Origin of the sequence: Halobacillus ihumii, from assembly GCF_902726645.1 — a bacterium.
Lineage (GTDB): Bacteria > Bacillota > Bacilli > Bacillales > Halobacillaceae > Halobacillus_A > Halobacillus_A ihumii.
Genome location: NZ_CACVAO010000001.1, coordinates 1,761,159 through 1,776,917, shown reverse-complemented (window position 1 = coordinate 1,776,917; position 15,759 = coordinate 1,761,159). Strand labels below are relative to the sequence as shown.

Below are 15,759 nucleotides of genomic sequence, written 5' to 3'. Positions count from 1 at the left end.
ATACAGCGAGGTGTTAGGCATGCAACAAGGATATCTTACCTTACAAGATGGTCAACAATTTAAAGGGGAAGCGTCTGAGGATTGGGCGCACCCCATCGAAGGCGAAATTGTCTTTTTCACCGGGATGACCGGTTATCAGGAAGTAATCACCGATCCTTCCTATCAGGGTCAAATCGTTGTTTTCACATATCCGCTCATTGGAAATTATGGAATCAACGAAGATGATTTCGAAAGTGAGCACCCACAAGTGAAAGGTGTTGTGATGCTGCATTGTGCTGAGACAGCTTCGCACTATAAAGCCACGACATCACTAAAGGACTACCTTCACGATAAAGGAGTCCCTTTTTTAACCAATGTAGATACCCGTGAAGTAACGAAAGCGATCCGAACAGGAGGTACACGCCAGGCTGCACTGGCAGACAGACCAATGAAGCCGACGAGTACTCAAATGACGAATCAAATTTATCAGGTTAAGGGTACGAAACTGACGACACACTCTGACGGGGACGACCATATTGTTTTAATTGACTTCGGATCCAAGCATTCCATTTTACATCATCTTTTGGAAAAAGGTCTTCGCGTGACAGTTGTTCCTTTTACTGAACTCCATGCCATAGATGAACTCAAGCCGGATGGAGTAGTCCTTTCCAATGGCCCTGGAGATCCAAAGGATGTGGCACCATATTTATCAAAAATAAAACACGTACTGGAATCCTTCCCATCACTCGGAATTTGCCTCGGCCATCAAGTGATTGCACTGGCATTTGGAGGGGATACGAAGAAGCTTTCTTTTGGGCATCGCGGCGCGAATCATCCGGTGAAGGATCTTGAGACAGGGAGAGTATTCCTTACTTCGCAAAACCATAATTACGTTGTCGATGAAGAAAGTCTGGCGGAAACAGGATTGCACACTTACCTAATTCATGTAAATGACCAGTCGTTGGAAGGGCTGAAGCATGACAAGTTACCTATTTTATCCGCGCAATTTCATCCAGAGGCCAACCCTGGACCTGAGGATGCTTATTGGTTATTCGATGATTTTTTCAAACTGATTACTGCAATGAAGGGGGAGAAAGCCTATGTCTAAGAAGATTCTCATCATAGGGTCCGGACCGATCTTGATCGGTCAGGCTGCAGAATTCGATTACTCCGGGACGCAAGGCTGTCTTGCCCTGAAGGAAGAAGGTTTTAATGTCGTCCTCGTTAATAATAACCCGGCGACCATTATGACAGATACGACGATGGCCGACACCGTTTATTGTGAACCGCTTACGGTGAACAGTATCGAAGCCATCATTAAGAAGGAGCAACCAGATGCCCTGCTGGCCGGACTTGGCGGTCAAACAGCTCTGAATTTGGCTGTTGAACTCGACAAACAAGGAATATTATCGAAATATAATATAGAACTGTTAGGAACGAGTGTCACATCGATACAAAAAGGGGAAGACCGTGAATTATTTCGTGAACTAATGAGTGAACTTAGTCAGCCAGTCCCCGAGAGTGAAGTGATCGAAACTGTGCAAGGTGCAAAAGCTTTTGCGCGGAAAGTTGGCTATCCCGTCATTAGTCGTCCAGCCTACACTCTTGGCGGACGTGGCGGCGGTATTGTCGATCATGAGTCGGAACTTGAGGAACTGATCCACAACGGCTTAAAGGCCAGCCCAATTGGTCAGGTGATTTTAGAAAAAAGTATTGCCGGGTTTAAAGAAGTTGAATATGAAGTCATGCGTGACCACAACGGCACATGTATTTCTGTATGTAACATGGAGAACTTCGATCCTGTGGGCGTCCATACCGGCGATTCCATCGTTGTTGCACCGTCGCAAACTCTGACAGATCAAGAATACCAAATGCTTCGTACAGCTGCCTTTACGATCATTTCTGAGCTGGAAGTTGTGGGGGGCTGTAACGTTCAGTTCGCGCTTGACCCACTCAGCAATCAATATTATGTGATTGAAGTCAATCCAAGAGTGAGCCGTTCATCTGCCCTTGCATCGAAGGCGACCGGCTATCCTATAGCTAAAATGGCGACCAAACTGGCCCTGGGCTGTACACTTGATGAATTAAAAAACCCGCTTACAGGTACGACATATGCGAGTTTTGAACCAGCCCTGGATTATGTAGTCGTTAAATTTCCAAGATGGCCATTCGATAAATTTTCAGAAGCCGACCGTAAGCTGGGGACGAAAATGAAAGCAACCGGTGAAGTGATGGCCATTGACCGCACACTTGAAGGTGCTTTTCAAAAAGCTGTAGCGTCACTGGACCAATCTATTCCCGAACTGGACCCTGCGCAGTTAAACACACATCTGACGCAGCCGACAGATTTACGCTATTTTGCAATTCTGGATTTACTGCGCCAGGGAGAGAAGATCGAACAAATCCATAAAGAAACAGCCATCGATCTATTTTTCCTAAGCATTTTACAGAACCTTGTAGAGATCGAGAACAAACTTCGAGACTGTACGACTGAAACGCTGCCTGAGCCGTTGCTTCATCTAGCCAAAGTCTACGGGTTTACAGACGCAAGCATTGCAAAACTGGTGCAAAGCTCAGAATCAGCCATCACCCAGCAGAGATTAGGTTATCACCTTTATCCAAGCTATAAAATGGTCGACACATGTGCAGCTGAATTTGAAGCGGCTACAAACTATGTCTATGCAACCTATTCTGGTGTGAACGAAATTGACCCGCTTCCGTCAACTAAGAAAGCATTGATTGTTGGGGCGGGACCGATTCGGATCGGTCAAGGTGTCGAATTCGATTATAGTGCTGTCAAGGCTATCGAAACATTGAAGGAACTGGGATGGTCGACGATCATGATTAACAATAATCCGGAAACCGTCAGTACCGATTACGAAACAGCCGATCGTCTATACTTTGAACCGATCAGCAAAGAAATCATCGAGGCCATCGTAGAACACGAGCAAATAGACCAGGTCTACACACAGTTTGGCGGTCAGACTGCTATCAACCTTGCTGCTCAACTAGAAGAGGCAGGCATACCACTGGCGGGTGTTTCGGTTGATACGATCGCTCAACTTGAAGACCGTGAACAATTTTACTCGATGTTAAAAAGCCTGGATATTCCGCACATTCCAGGAGCAGTCTGCCATACCTTCGACGAAGCGATGCGCGCAGCAAGTTCCTATACGTATCCACTCTTGTGCCGCCCTTCTTATGTGATTGGCGGCCAGGGAATGGTGAAAGTTAACAATGAACATGAACTGAAGGATGCACTTGCAGGCACAGATGCCCGTCATTATCCTATTGTGCTTGATGAATTTATAACAGGTCAGGAGGCAGAGGTTGATCTCGTCGCTGACGGGGAGCATATTTTTATTCCGGAAATCATGGAGCATGTAGAACCCGCCGGGATTCACTCTGGCGATAGTATGGCAATTTTTCCTTCTACTTTAAATGAAGATGTGAAGGCGACGATTAAGGAATATGCGAGCAAAATAGTTCAGCATACAGATTATAAAGGGATTATGAACATTCAATTTCTACTGACAGAGGATGCGGTCTATGTGCTTGAAGTGAACCCACGAGCGAGCCGAACAGTTCCGATCGTGAGTAAGGTGTCGAATCGATCTCTGATTGATCTGGCAACACGCGTTCTAGCGGGAGATGTTTCTTGTCATTTAGATCACGTGCAGCCACCTGAGTTTGAACATGTAGCGGTAAAGTATCCGTTGTTTTCATCCCACGCTTTACCGGAGCTTGATCATAAGCTTAATGCCAACATGAAATCAACAGGCGAAGGCATGTGTCTGGGAGGAACAGTCCAGGAAGCTCTGGCCAAGGTTTTCGAGCATCTGCCTCATTTTTACGAAGAACATGTAAGCTTTGTGGAAGATGGTTATGCTCATATGGATTCACCAAGTCAGCTTTCTTTTTCAGAATGGATACAGACTAAGCAAGCAAGTATTTATGTGAATGATCAGCAAACTACTGAAGATATGGAAAGAAGAATTCAAGCTTTGAAATATGGTGTCACCGTCTTTAGTCAAAAAGAGACGTTTGAAGCTTACCTCGCTTCGCTGCATGTAAGTCCATATCTTCCAGCCCCGCTGCCCGGGAGTTTAAATGAAGGAGTGAAATTAGGATGAACTTAATGCACCAAATGGTCAGCCACACACATTCACTGAAAGGGAGAAATGTCAGCACTTGGCTCGATTTCTCACAGTCCGATGTATCAGGATTGCTTGCTCAAGCCCAACATTTAAAGGAAAACCCTCATAACAATATATTGGCAGGAAAAACACTAGGCATGATCTTTGAAAAGTCATCCACTCGTACTCGTGTCTCCTTTGAGGTAGGGATGATTCAAATGGGCGGCCATGCCCTCTATTTAAACACGCGGGACATTCAAGTTGGCCGCGGTGAAAGTATTTCAGACACAGCAAAGGTACTATCGGGGTATGTGGATGTCATTATGTATCGAACGACATCACATGAGAAATTACAGGAACTTGCCCAACATGCTTCTATTCCTGTTATTAATGGTCTCTGTGATCGATACCATCCTTGTCAGGCCCTGGCAGACATTTTTACAATCCTTGAGTTAAAAGGAAGGCTAGCTGGGATTAAAGCTGTTTATATCGGAGATGGCAATAATGTGGCTCATTCTTTCATGATTCTTGGCGCAATGATGGGCATGGAGATTGTGATTGCTTCGCCGGCAGGGTATGAACCTGATCCGGAGATTTTAGCAAAAGCTAAGCAAACAGCTGTAGAAAACAACGGCTCTGTTATAGTTGAGCATGATCCCATACAGGCAGTAAAAGGCGCTGATGTCGTTTATACAGACGTTTGGGCGAGTATGGGGCAAGAGGAAGAAGCAGAAGAACGCATGAAAGCCTTTGAGGGATTTCAGGTCAATCAACAGCTGCTTGGGGCAGCTAAAGATGATGTTCACTTCCTGCATTGTCTGCCGGCTCATAGAGAAGAAGAAGTGACAGCAAGCGTCATTGATGGCCCTCGATCCGTGGTCTTTCAGCAAGCCGAGAACCGTTTACATGTACAAAAGGCGATTCTTCAGGCTGTAATTGGTGATATTTCGTGATCGCTCCGTTTCAGTTTTGAGGCGCTCGCAATTTGTGAAAAACGATCACAATGTGACCGATTAGCTCATAAATGATTAAAAAGCGCTCCGGAATTTGTAAAAACGCTCAAATAAAATCCTCACCAACCAGGGTGAGGATTTTATTATAAAAATATTGCCAGTGCTAAGTATCCTAAAGCTGCCACACCTGCTGCCATTAAACCTGGCTTCAGTTTGAATTTTGCGTATTCAATCGTATTTAAATTCAAAATACCAGCTGTCGTATTTGTGTCGTCGCTAAGCGGAGAAGCGAAAGCACCGAACGTTCCACTGGCAAATACAGCACCAATTACAATGGGAAGTGAGCTGCCAGCAGTAACGGCAATTGAAAGTGCAACAGGCATCAAAATCCCCCATGCTCCCCATGCTGAACCAATGAAATAGGCAAGACCGCAGCCGAGAACGAAAATAACTACGGCTACATATCCGGATGGAATCCAATTGAACCAAGTGGAGATCGTATCCGCAAAGCCAAGCGCTTCAGTTCCTTTACTCAGCCCCCACACCATCGCGAGCAACAAGATAACCCCCATCATCTCATTGCCGCCCTCAATCAACTCTTTCATTTGTTTACGAAGCGGTTCTTTAGAAAATTTCAAGTACACGACGAACCAAATCAGTGTTAAGAGGACCGCTAACACCATAGCACCGAGCACATTGTCATTAATCAACGCCTGGAATCCAGATTTGCCCTTTTCGACTCCAATCGCATACATGAAGGCAAACGTAAGGATAATGACACTAGCGAGAGGAATAATTAGGTTCCATGGATTAGCCGGAAGATCTTTTTTTACAGCGGGATGACAATCCTCCCACTTGTCATCATCCTGCTGATCGTCCTTCGCATTGTCACCTTGGTTATTTTTCTTCTCTGCATCTGTTGCCTTTTTCTTCGAACGATGAAAAAAACTTAAATAAAATCCGAGCAGCAGCATAGCAAAGGCGAAGAAGTTAAAGGGAATACTTTGTAAGAAGAGGGTATAAGGGTCTCCAGATGTACCGGCCTGATGAATAGAGAGCTCGACGACCGAGGTCATGTACCCCACAAACGCTGTCGCCACAGGTATAACAGCTACGAGAGGTGAGGCTGTTGTTTCAATTACGAACCCGATCTCCTGTTTAGACATTGGAATTTTCCTGCGCATCGCCTTCATAACTGGGGCGATCGTTACGATACGAAAACTCGGCGTGCTAAACGTTCCAACGGCAGACAACCATGATAATATAAATGCTCCTCGCTTGTTCTCTACCTTTTCTGTAGCTGCCTTAACAAATCCTTTAATTCCCCCAGACATGCGGACGAGTCCGATCATGGCTGAAAAACCATATAAGAAGATAATGATTTTTAAATTATTTTCATCTTGAAGGCCTTGAATGATGAACTGGACAGCAGTGAGCATTCCATTTAACCAGTGGGGTTCTGCTAAATATCCGGCAACAATCACGGCAAATAGTAAGCTCGGAACCACCTGCTTTGTCCAAATTGCCGCAATAATTACGACAATGAAGGGGATAATTGATAACCAACCCATTGTGGCACCTCTTTCCGTTGATAGATCATTTTTTTAGCATGGGTGAAGAAAGTGGTTTATATGCATGAGAATTGAGTAATTAAGGAAAAAGGAAGTTGATTCAAAAGCCATAATAGTGTTTTGTCAGTTAAGTTAGGTGGGATAGAAAAACACGAGAACGAAGAGTTATTGACAAGTATGAATAAATCGTATTTGCTAGGGTCAAGGCGAAAAAATCATTTAAAGGCGGGATTTAGATGTCAACTTCGGTAAGTATTAAAGATATTGTAGAAGAAATGGACATGTTACCCTAAACAGAACAGCTTTTTTGTCACTGAGATATGGGCAAGCGCAAAGTTAAATTCTTGAACTTAATCTATTTTTCAAGGGAAGAAATTGCTTTCGTACGATGAAAGCAAAGAACTTTGTTCGTACTACTATATACTATTACCGCGTATTTAATATATTTCTTATCCAGTCTTAATAAATGCCTCTCCCCACTCTACAAAAACTTTTCACAAGATTTCATTAGTTAACTTTTTAATCTTTTGAAGATGCAATTTTCCCCGCCATAAAAGGAATCATGGCTCTTCTCTAAAGGTAGATTCGGATCGATCCATAGATTTTTTTAAAAAAATCTATAAAAAAAGTGATCCAATTGTCTATTTGATTCGATAGCTATATGTAAAAAGATAAGGGAGGTGAGACTGTGCAAGATATTACGCAAATTCTAAGCGACATTCTAAACGGCAGTGTCAACGATTCCGGAAATATTGGTGTGGATATCAGCGACTTGCTATAACACTTACCTATGAAATCATGAAAAAGGTATATGTTTATAATTAATTTTATCTTAGGAACAGTATACTGTTGTTCCTTTTGAGAACAAAAACTTGTGCCATTGGAGGTGACACCATGTTTGATTCAACCCAAATTTTAAGCGACATTCTAAACGGCAGTGTCAATGACTCTGGCAATGTTGATGCAGACATCAGCGATTTGCTATAAGGCATATTCGTAATGAATAAGAAATAAAAAGCCATGGGAGGTGACATCATGTTAGACGTAACACAGATTTTGAGCGACATCGGTAACGGCAGTGTCAATGACTCTGGCAATGTTGATTTAGACATCAGCGATTTGCTATAAGGCATACTCGTAATGAACAAGAAATTAATAAGCCATGGGAGGTGACATCATGTTAGACGTAACACAAATCTTAAGCGATATTGCTAACGGAAGCGTGAACGATTCTGGCAATGTTGACTTGGACCTTGATAGCTTACTTTAATACATGCCTTGAAATAGTGAGGCAGTATAGACTTGTTAACACTCCGGGGTGAATCACTTCACCTCGGCTTTTTTCGTATAAAACAGGATCTATAAATCACATTAATTTTGGCTCAATTCAAGATGGATGGAGGTGATGAAACATGATGAAATTGTTCAAATATTTAAAGCCCTATCGCATTCCTATCATAGTTATTTTGGTGCTAACACTTTTTCAAGCCTTATCTCAGCTCTTTCTTCCTGCCTTAATGGCGAATATTGTGGATAAAGGGATCGTGAATGGTAACATTTCCTATATTGTTAAGATAGGCGGCCTCATGTTGTTGGTGGCTGCAGGGGGTGTGGTTGTTTCGATCTTGGCAGGATTCTATTCTTCGAAAGTGTCCATGGGATTTGGAAAAGTTGTTCGTGAAAGAATGTTTACACATATTGAAAATTTCTCTCTGCAAGGATTTGATAATGTTGGGTCTTCCTCGCTTATTACTAGGACGACCAATGATATTATGCAAGTTCAGCAAGTGCTGACAATGATGCTGAAGGTCTTGATTATGGCTCCGATGATGTTTATTGGGGGAATCCTTATAGCTATTGCTACAGACGCGGCTATGTCATTGATTATTATCGCGGTTATTCCTATCATAGTTGCTGCAATTATCGTTGTGGCCAAAAAAGGACTCCCGCTTTTTAAATCGTTGCAGAAGAAGTTGGATCGAATGAATCTCGTACTTCGGGAAGGGTTGAACGGCATTAGGGTTATTCGTTCTTTTAATCGCACTGATCATGAACAGAATCGTTTTAAAGAAGCAAACTTAGATTTTGCCAACACGGCAATTAAAGTTAACAAGATTATGGCAACGTTAACACCGGTCATGATGTTTGTTCTTAACTTTTCAATCATTGCGATTATATGGTTCGGCAGTATTCGAATCAGTAATGAAAACCTTCAAGTCGGTGAATTAATGGCCTTTATTCAGTATGCCATGCAAATCATGTTTTCCTTAATTATGTCATCGATGATGCTCATCATGATCCCCCGCGCCTCGGTCTCAGCCGCCAGGATTAACGAGGTACTCGATAAAGTTCCTGATGTGAAGGATCCGGTTGGTGATAAAGATGAACACTTGCTAGAGGGAGTTGTGGAATTTGATCATGTAACGTTCAGTTATCCGGGAGCTGAAGAGCCTGTCCTTTCAAACCTTTCATTCTCTGCCAAGCCTGGCCAGGTAACAGCTATTGTAGGGGGCACTGGAGCTGGAAAATCGACACTTATTAACCTGCTCCCAAGATTCTATGATGTGGATCGGGGCAGCATCAAGATAGATGGTGTCGATACACGTGACATATTGCAGAGTAATTTGAGAAATAACATCAGTTTAGTCCCTCAAAAAGCAGTTCTTTTCTCTGGGACTATTGCAGATAATATTCGCTATGGAAAGAAAAACGCGACAGATGAAGAGGTAAGGAAGGCAGCGGATGACGCCCTAGTATCAGACTTTATTTTAGAGACGAAGAACGGCTTTGACTCTGTTATCGCTCAAAAAGGGGCAAACGTCTCGGGTGGACAGAAACAGCGTCTTTCCATCGCCCGCGCTCTAATAAGAGAAGCTAATATCTATATATTTGATGATAGTTTTTCAGCACTTGACTTTAAAACCGATGCTAAGCTGCGTGCATCCCTTCAAGAGGAGACATCTGAGGCCACCGTATTCATTGTTGCTCAAAGGATCAGTACAGTTATGGATGCAGACCAGATTATTGTTTTAGATCATGGAGAAATGGCAGGCGTTGGAACACACCGAGAGTTAATGGAAAACTGTGAAGTCTACCAGGAGATTGTATCATCGCAGTTTTCAGAGGGGGAAACGGCATGAGCGAAAAGCGTCAAAAACAGCAAAGAAACCGTCGTAAAGGTAAGCAAGAGCAAAAGATCAGAGATTTTAAAGGAACATTAAAAAGACTGATCGGCTACCTGAAACCTCATAGAGTACCATTGCTGAACGTGCTTGTAACGGCTGTCCTCAGCACAATTTTTGCCATTCTCAGCCCTAAAATCATTGGAATGATTACAACGGGTTTATTTCAATCCACGGTGATGAAGAGGTACGGCATTCAAAATGCCAGGGTTGACTTTGAGTTTATTCAGGCAGCTTTGATTATTTTAGGTGTGCTATACCTTTTGAGTGTCCTATTCAGCTACATTCAACAGTATATTATGGCGAGCGTTGCGCAAAAGACCGTCTATACCATCCGAGAAGAAGTAAACGAAAAGCTCTCCCGTCTCCCGCTTCAATATTTTGATTCACGAACACATGGCGACCTATTAAGTCGTGCTGTTAATGACCTGGAGAATATCAGCAGCACACTGCAAAAAAGTCTTACACAGTTCATTACATCCATCGTAACATTAGTTGGTGTTGCGGTGATGATGCTTACCATTAGTCCGTTAATGACTGTGATTGTTTTTATAACCTTACCGATAAGTTTTATCATAACAAAGAAAGTGGCTGTACGTTCACAGAACTATTTCATAGGCCAGCGAAAAGCCCTTGGACAATTGAACGGCCATGTAGAGGAAATGTATTCAGGGCATCAGGTGATCAAGGCGTTCGGTCGTGAGGATCAGTCTATTGACCGATTTAAGAAAATGAACGAGAGCCTTTATCAAACAGGCTGGAAAGCACAATTTATTTCCGGTCTGATTAAGCCAATTTTAAAATTTGTAAATAATATTGTTTATGTATTCATTTGTGTAATTGGTGCTCTGTTAGTTACAAGAGGAGCGATCGGAGTCGGCGGAATCCAAGCATTTATCCAGTATATTAGACAGTTTTCCCAACCGATTACTCAAGTTTCCAGCATAGCAAATGTCATTCAATCAACGGTTGCATCAGCTGAACGTGTCTTTGAAATTCTTGATGATGAGGAAGAATGGGTATCGGCGAATGTTAAGACGATGCCATCTGCAAAAGGCTCTGTTAGTTTTCAAAGTGTTGATTTTGGCTATCAAAAGGATGCCCCGCTTATTAAAGAGATGACGGTAAACGTAGAGCAAGGCCAAAAAGTAGCGATTGTAGGGCCGACTGGAGCTGGGAAGACAACACTGATCAATCTATTGATGCGTTTTTATGAAATAGACAAAGGCAAAATTACAATTGATGGTGTAGACATTCGTGATGTAAAACGCGGCAAGTTGCGCAGCTTATTTGGCATGGTTCTCCAGGATACGTGGCTCTTCAATGGGACGATACGAGACAATATAGCCTACGGCCGCGAAAATGCCACTGAAGGCGAGGTTATTCAAGCAGCTGAAGCCGCACATGCTGATTACTTTATTCGGACACTCCCTGAAGGTTACGATACGGTTCTTAATGAAGAAGCATCCAATATATCACAAGGTCAGAAGCAATTGCTTACTATTGCTCGTGCGATCATTACGGACCCTGCAATCCTTGTGTTAGATGAAGCTACCAGCAGTGTGGATACAAGAACAGAAAGCCATATTCAGCAGGCCATGAGTGAATTAATGGAAGGTAGAACAAGCTTCATCATTGCTCACAGACTTTCCACGATTAAGGACGCAGATACAATTCTCGTTATGGATAAAGGCAGTGTGATCGAGCAAGGAGCGCATGATGAACTGTTAGCGAAAGACGGTTTCTATGCTGAGCTTTACAACAGTCAGTTTGCAAACGAAACCTCTGAAAAAATCACATCATAACGTATAATACACAAATTTTTAGAACAGCGGGGAAAAGCATAGGACATGTGCAGTATCGCTCAGGATCCGGTGTATAAGCAATGAGTTCGACTTCATTAAGTACGGGTTAAGGTTGACATTCGGACAGCCGAAAGCATAGCTGGAAGCACTTATAATGCCATCACCCGCCTCCGGCCTCCACTAGTTCTTACTGTTCGTTAGGATAGTCACAAAACTCAATGATCGTTCCTTCGGTGTCTGCCGGATTTAAATAAATCAGACGTCGTCCGTGTTTGTTTGTTCTCCTTGTATCTTCCATAACCCGGAGGTTGTCCCTTTTCAATGACGCAATAGCCTCATCCAGGTCATCAACCTGGTAAGCTACATGGTGAACGCCTTTTCCCTTTTGCTTGATAAAACGAGCAATCGGAGAGGTAGTATTGTTTGTCGGACACAATAGTTCTGTTCGATCTCCGTCGATCTCCATTATGGCGATTTCGCTCTCAACTCCAGGAGCTTCGCTGCGATAGCGATCAATCATAGCAGCTCCTAAGATGTTTTTATAAAAGTCAATGCTTTCCTCAAGCTGTCTGACAGCAACACCGATATGGTCTAACTTTTTTTTCATCTTTCCTACTCTCCTCGTTCAATTTTCCACTATTTTATCATAGTCATGTAGAAGTTAAATCCCGGAATTCTCCCCAAGTGCCGGGAGTTCGGCTCAAGGCCATAATTATTCTCCCCTAAGTACCGGGAGTTCGGCCCCAACCCCTAGGTATTCTCCCCTAAGTGCCGGGAATTCGGCCCAAGCTCCAAATTATTCTTCCCTAACGACCAATTATTCTGCCCTAACCACAAATGTACATTAAAGAAACCGTGGAAATACTTGAAGTATGAAACTTTATCTTCTCCTTCATAATAACAAAGAAAGGAGGGTAGATAATGGGCAAAGACCGACAAGAGAAGAAGCTTAAGAAGTCAGAAAGGGTAGAATCTGACCGTGATCAAAGTTTAGACTTCCCTGGCGCTACTCAGCTTGAAGATGCTGAAGAAGCACGTAAACGGAACAAGTAAAGGAAGTTGGATAAAAAAAGATGTGAGGGGGTAATTCCTGCTCACATCTTTCTCAAGGTCTTCTAACTTCTCGTATTGTTTTGAACGAAAATGCTTATTTTCTTATGCAATTGGCATGCCGTGACGCGAGAAGGCTGCAGCTTCTAAATCAGTCATTCCTTGCACTTCGGCAAATGCAGAAAGTTTGTCCGAAACTTTTGGTGCATACTGAGAAGGTGGAGCCGCGTGCCCCATTTGTCTTCTGCGTCCGGCACTTTTACGTGCAAACGGGCCCCAAATTGCAAAAGTCAGGCCAGGGTTTTGAATATTCACAAAGAATGTGTCTCCTCTTGTAGAGAATGTAGGACCGGCCAATTCTGAATTGTTGATCTTATTTTCAGCAAAGATATAGGATTCTCCCTCAGGAGTTATGCCGATGATTCGGTCAACCCCGCCGCCATCTTCGGAAATCCATAAATCTCCCCATGGGGTAATGCAGATGTTATCTGGCATTTCCAAATCATTAGCAGCCGTTGATTCGTAAAAAAGTTCCAACGTATTAGTAGCAGGGATATAACGATATACACGCCCTAAATTTTTATCCCCTGCAGATGTATCGTCGAACCAAAACACACCACCTTCAAAATAAGCCCCTTCCAGACGGCTGAATGCAATGCAGCCTTTTTGCCCAGCATCGTATGTAGGCTTTTCCGGATCAACATCTTTCCAGACAATTCCGAATGCATGTCCTGTATAAAAATCACTTGCGCTATCTGAACTCATTTCTTCCATAGCAGCAGCCTGTAATGTACCGCCTTTTTGCAAGGAACCAGCTTTTTGACTGCGATCATTTGGGAGGAAGCGATAAAGGTAACTCGGACCGCCATCTTCCGTCAGATACACAATCCCTGTAGCAGGATCGATAGCAGTCGCTTCGTGTGAAAAGGCGCCCATCTCTCTGATTGGAGTTTTAGACATTTTATTTTCCGGTTCTTGAGGGTCGACTTCGAACACATAACCGTGTCCTTCTTCAAGTGTTTCTTCACAGGTCAGCCATGTTCCCCACGGGGTAGCCCCGCCAGCGCAATTTCGAATGGTCCCTGCAGATGACACGTACTCCTTGCTCACCTTGCGATTAGCCCCAACAACTAGAGATGTAGTGCCGCCGGTATTGTCTTTATGGTACGGGTTTTTACCTATGACTGGGTATTTTGGGTTGCCGCTCAGTTCATGGTTGCGAACGAGAATCGTAGAATTGTGCGGTCCATTGAAAGCAGCCATACCATCAAAGTTCTCCGGTATAGGGCGGCCATCCGAAAGCTTACCGCCTTCCTCTGAAATAATACGGTATTGAAACCCTTGAGGGAGATCAAGGATACCGCCAGGATCTTTGACTAAAGGTCCGTAACCACCTAGTGATTTTGGCTTCCCGGGTGCTGCTGAAACGCTTTTGCTGCCAAAGGAGAGAATTCCTGATGTACCGAGTGCTATCGCTGCTGTACTCATTCCGCTAACTTTGAAAAAGTCACGTCTGTTCATATTAGAATTGCCTGTCATTAAAGATGCCTCCTTAAATCATTTAAAAATAACCATAAGGTAATCTATTAATAAACTAGCAGACCACTTTTAATGAGATGTTTAATAATTGTGAAGTTCCTGTTAATTAAGAGGTTTTCTAAAATGAAGAGGGAGGATTCAGTTGGAATTATCGAGGTTCAAACCGAGTAGAATCACTTCATAAATAGTTGGACAGGCTCCGTTAATCTTAGGGGAACCTGTCCAGGGGGGTATTACTTATCCTACTTGTATTTCATTGACGATATTTTGAACACTTTTAATAGCTTCGGTGTTGTTATTTGCTTGAATTGTAATTTTGTTCGGATATTGCTCGGCCGTATGATCATAGAGAGGATCGTAATAATACTCGAGCAGCAATTGAACAGCTGAGTAAAACTCACCGTTTTCGAGGTTGCTCTCTATTTTGTTAGCAATCGGTGTATGGATTCGCTTCTTAATAATTCGAAAAGCTTCCATGTATTGCTCTTGATGTTCCCAGGGTTGATAATCATCCAATATATTGAGTATTCTCTCGTTTAAAGGTAAATCAATAAACAGCTGTGTGCCTTGTTCCTTTTTATCAAATAGGAAGTCAGGCATAACGGCTTTACCGATTCGCTTGCTCTCCCCTTCAAGCAGTACATATGGTGATTGTTGTAACCGCAGCAAATCTTGAACTAGAAGCGACTCAAACTCCCTTTGATTATTGGGTTCTAGACCAATTTGGCCAAAAATTGACCCCCTATGATTAGCCATTTTTTCTAAATCGAGGATGGGGTAGCCATCTTTTTGAAGGTGTTGCAAAATAGCCGTTTTTCCGGAGCCTGTATAACCGTTAAGAACATAAGATCGCGGTTGGAATTCCATCTGTTCTAATGTTTGTACGACCCACTGGCGATAACTGCGTATTCCCCCTTTTAATCGATAAACGTGAATTCCCATTAAATCAAGGACGGTTGCCGCAGTCTCACTACGCATTCCGCCTCGCCAGCAAAATACAGCTTTCTGCGTACTAATCTTACTGAATTTCTTAATAAAGTCAGGGAGTTTAGCAGAAAAGATTTCAAGCCCGCGTTCTTTTGCAGCATTTGTGCTGACTTGCTTATAAAGTGTTCCCACTTCGGCTCTTTCGTCGTTATTAAATATAGGTATATTTAGGCTGCCAGGAATTGTGGCATCGTTATATTCTGAGGGGGAACGGACATCAATTAAGGTAATCTCCTCATTTTTCTTTAACGTCGATAATTCTTTTAGCGTAACATCTTGAAACATTCGTATATCCGCCTTTCGCAATAGCTTCTAAATAAAAAACCCCCTCAGTGCCGATATAAAACACTGAAGGGGTTATAATTACAAGATTGGCATATTTAGAAATATAGTACTTGAGATATTAGGATTCATCTGCAGGCATCGCGCACAGGAATTGTACTAAAGCAACACCATAGTAGATGAATAGTGACGCTCATAACCCCTTAATGAGTCATTTACTATTCTAGTATATCATAAAAATGCTCATGGACTGGATATCGGGGATTAGTTTGAAA

Annotated in this window: 10 protein-coding genes; 6 read left to right on the top strand and 4 right to left on the bottom strand. The window is 42.9% G+C overall.

Annotated features, from left to right (window positions below; translation table 11 throughout):
* The first annotated feature begins 19 nt into the window (after nt 1–19).
* From G6R08_RS08905 to argF, 3 genes are read left to right on the top strand one after another with little or no spacing between them, the layout of a single operon-like run.
* Nucleotides 20–1,087 (top strand): carbamoyl phosphate synthase small subunit, encoded by a 1,068-nt coding sequence (locus G6R08_RS08905; protein ID WP_163527658.1) that lies wholly within the window; start codon nt 20–22, stop codon nt 1,085–1,087.
* Nucleotides 1,080–4,112 carry a carbamoyl phosphate synthase large subunit gene (locus G6R08_RS08900; RefSeq protein ID WP_163527657.1) on the top strand — a complete coding sequence of 1,011 codons (3,033 nt, stop codon included), beginning with the start codon at nt 1,080–1,082 and terminating at the stop codon, nt 4,110–4,112. Before G6R08_RS08905 ends, G6R08_RS08900 begins: the two co-directional genes overlap by 8 nt.
* Nucleotides 4,109–5,068, top strand: coding sequence for an ornithine carbamoyltransferase (gene argF, locus G6R08_RS08895; protein ID WP_163527656.1), 960 nt, complete (start codon nt 4,109–4,111; stop codon nt 5,066–5,068). The genes G6R08_RS08900 and argF overlap by 4 nt, the downstream gene beginning before the upstream one ends.
* A 143-nt stretch (nt 5,069–5,211) precedes the next feature.
* Here argF and G6R08_RS08890 read toward each other — a convergent pair whose 3' ends face one another.
* Nucleotides 5,212–6,639, bottom strand: coding sequence for a Na+/H+ antiporter NhaC family protein (locus G6R08_RS08890; RefSeq protein ID WP_163527655.1), 1,428 nt, complete (start codon nt 6,637–6,639; stop codon nt 5,212–5,214).
* A 1,412-nt stretch (nt 6,640–8,051) separates the two neighbouring features.
* Here G6R08_RS08890 and G6R08_RS08885 point away from each other — a divergent pair.
* Both G6R08_RS08885 and G6R08_RS08880 read left to right on the top strand, forming a co-directional pair.
* The gene (locus tag G6R08_RS08885; protein WP_163527654.1) at nt 8,052–9,779 is read left to right on the top strand and encodes an ABC transporter ATP-binding protein; all 1,728 of its coding nucleotides are present in this window, start codon (nt 8,052–8,054) and stop codon (nt 9,777–9,779) included.
* A complete protein-coding gene (locus tag G6R08_RS08880) occupies nt 9,776–11,626 on the top strand; it encodes an ABC transporter ATP-binding protein (RefSeq protein ID WP_163527653.1) in 1,851 nt (616 codons plus the stop codon). The genes G6R08_RS08885 and G6R08_RS08880 overlap by 4 nt, the downstream gene beginning before the upstream one ends.
* A gap of 187 nt (nt 11,627–11,813) precedes the next feature.
* Here the strand turns inward: G6R08_RS08880 and G6R08_RS08875 are convergent, their stop codons facing one another.
* The gene (locus G6R08_RS08875; protein ID WP_163527652.1) at nt 11,814–12,233 is read right to left on the bottom strand and encodes a VOC family protein; all 420 of its coding nucleotides are present in this window, start codon (nt 12,231–12,233) and stop codon (nt 11,814–11,816) included.
* Between the two features lie 314 nt (nt 12,234–12,547).
* On the opposite strand from G6R08_RS08875, the gene G6R08_RS08870 reads away from it, so the two are divergent.
* On the top strand, nt 12,548–12,679 hold the full coding sequence (locus G6R08_RS08870; RefSeq protein WP_079528780.1) for a YpzI family protein: 132 nt from the start codon (nt 12,548–12,550) through the stop codon (nt 12,677–12,679).
* Nucleotides 12,680–12,781: 102 nt separating this feature from the next.
* On the opposite strand, the gene G6R08_RS08865 is transcribed toward G6R08_RS08870, so the two are convergent.
* Both G6R08_RS08865 and mnmH read right to left on the bottom strand, forming a co-directional pair.
* Nucleotides 12,782–14,215 (bottom strand): alkaline phosphatase PhoX, encoded by a 1,434-nt coding sequence (locus G6R08_RS08865; protein WP_163527651.1) that lies wholly within the window; start codon nt 14,213–14,215, stop codon nt 12,782–12,784.
* 237 nt (nt 14,216–14,452) lie between these two features.
* Nucleotides 14,453–15,487 carry a tRNA 2-selenouridine(34) synthase MnmH gene (gene mnmH / locus G6R08_RS08860; protein WP_163527650.1) on the bottom strand — a complete coding sequence of 345 codons (1,035 nt, stop codon included), beginning with the start codon at nt 15,485–15,487 and terminating at the stop codon, nt 14,453–14,455.
* Nucleotides 15,488–15,759: the final 272 nt, after the last annotated feature.

Excerpts from the sequence above, each read along its gene's own strand:
- G6R08_RS08865 (WP_163527651.1), bottom strand. The coding sequence starts at position 14,215 with ATGACAGGCAATTCTAATATGAACAGACGTGACTTTTTCAAAGTTAGC.
- G6R08_RS08905 (WP_163527658.1), top strand. The coding sequence starts at position 20 with ATGCAACAAGGATATCTTACCTTACAAGATGGTCAACAATTTAAAGGG.
- G6R08_RS08880 (WP_163527653.1), top strand. The coding sequence starts at position 9,776 with ATGAGCGAAAAGCGTCAAAAACAGCAAAGAAACCGTCGTAAAGGTAAG.
- G6R08_RS08870 (WP_079528780.1), top strand. The coding sequence starts at position 12,548 with ATGGGCAAAGACCGACAAGAGAAGAAGCTTAAGAAGTCAGAAAGGGTA.
- G6R08_RS08900 (WP_163527657.1), top strand. The coding sequence starts at position 1,080 with ATGTCTAAGAAGATTCTCATCATAGGGTCCGGACCGATCTTGATCGGT.
- G6R08_RS08885 (WP_163527654.1), top strand. The coding sequence starts at position 8,052 with ATGATGAAATTGTTCAAATATTTAAAGCCCTATCGCATTCCTATCATA.
- argF (WP_163527656.1), top strand. The coding sequence starts at position 4,109 with ATGAACTTAATGCACCAAATGGTCAGCCACACACATTCACTGAAAGGG.
- mnmH (WP_163527650.1), bottom strand. The coding sequence starts at position 15,487 with ATGTTTCAAGATGTTACGCTAAAAGAATTATCGACGTTAAAGAAAAAT.
- G6R08_RS08890 (WP_163527655.1), bottom strand. The coding sequence starts at position 6,639 with ATGGGTTGGTTATCAATTATCCCCTTCATTGTCGTAATTATTGCGGCA.
- G6R08_RS08875 (WP_163527652.1), bottom strand. The coding sequence starts at position 12,233 with ATGAAAAAAAAGTTAGACCATATCGGTGTTGCTGTCAGACAGCTTGAG.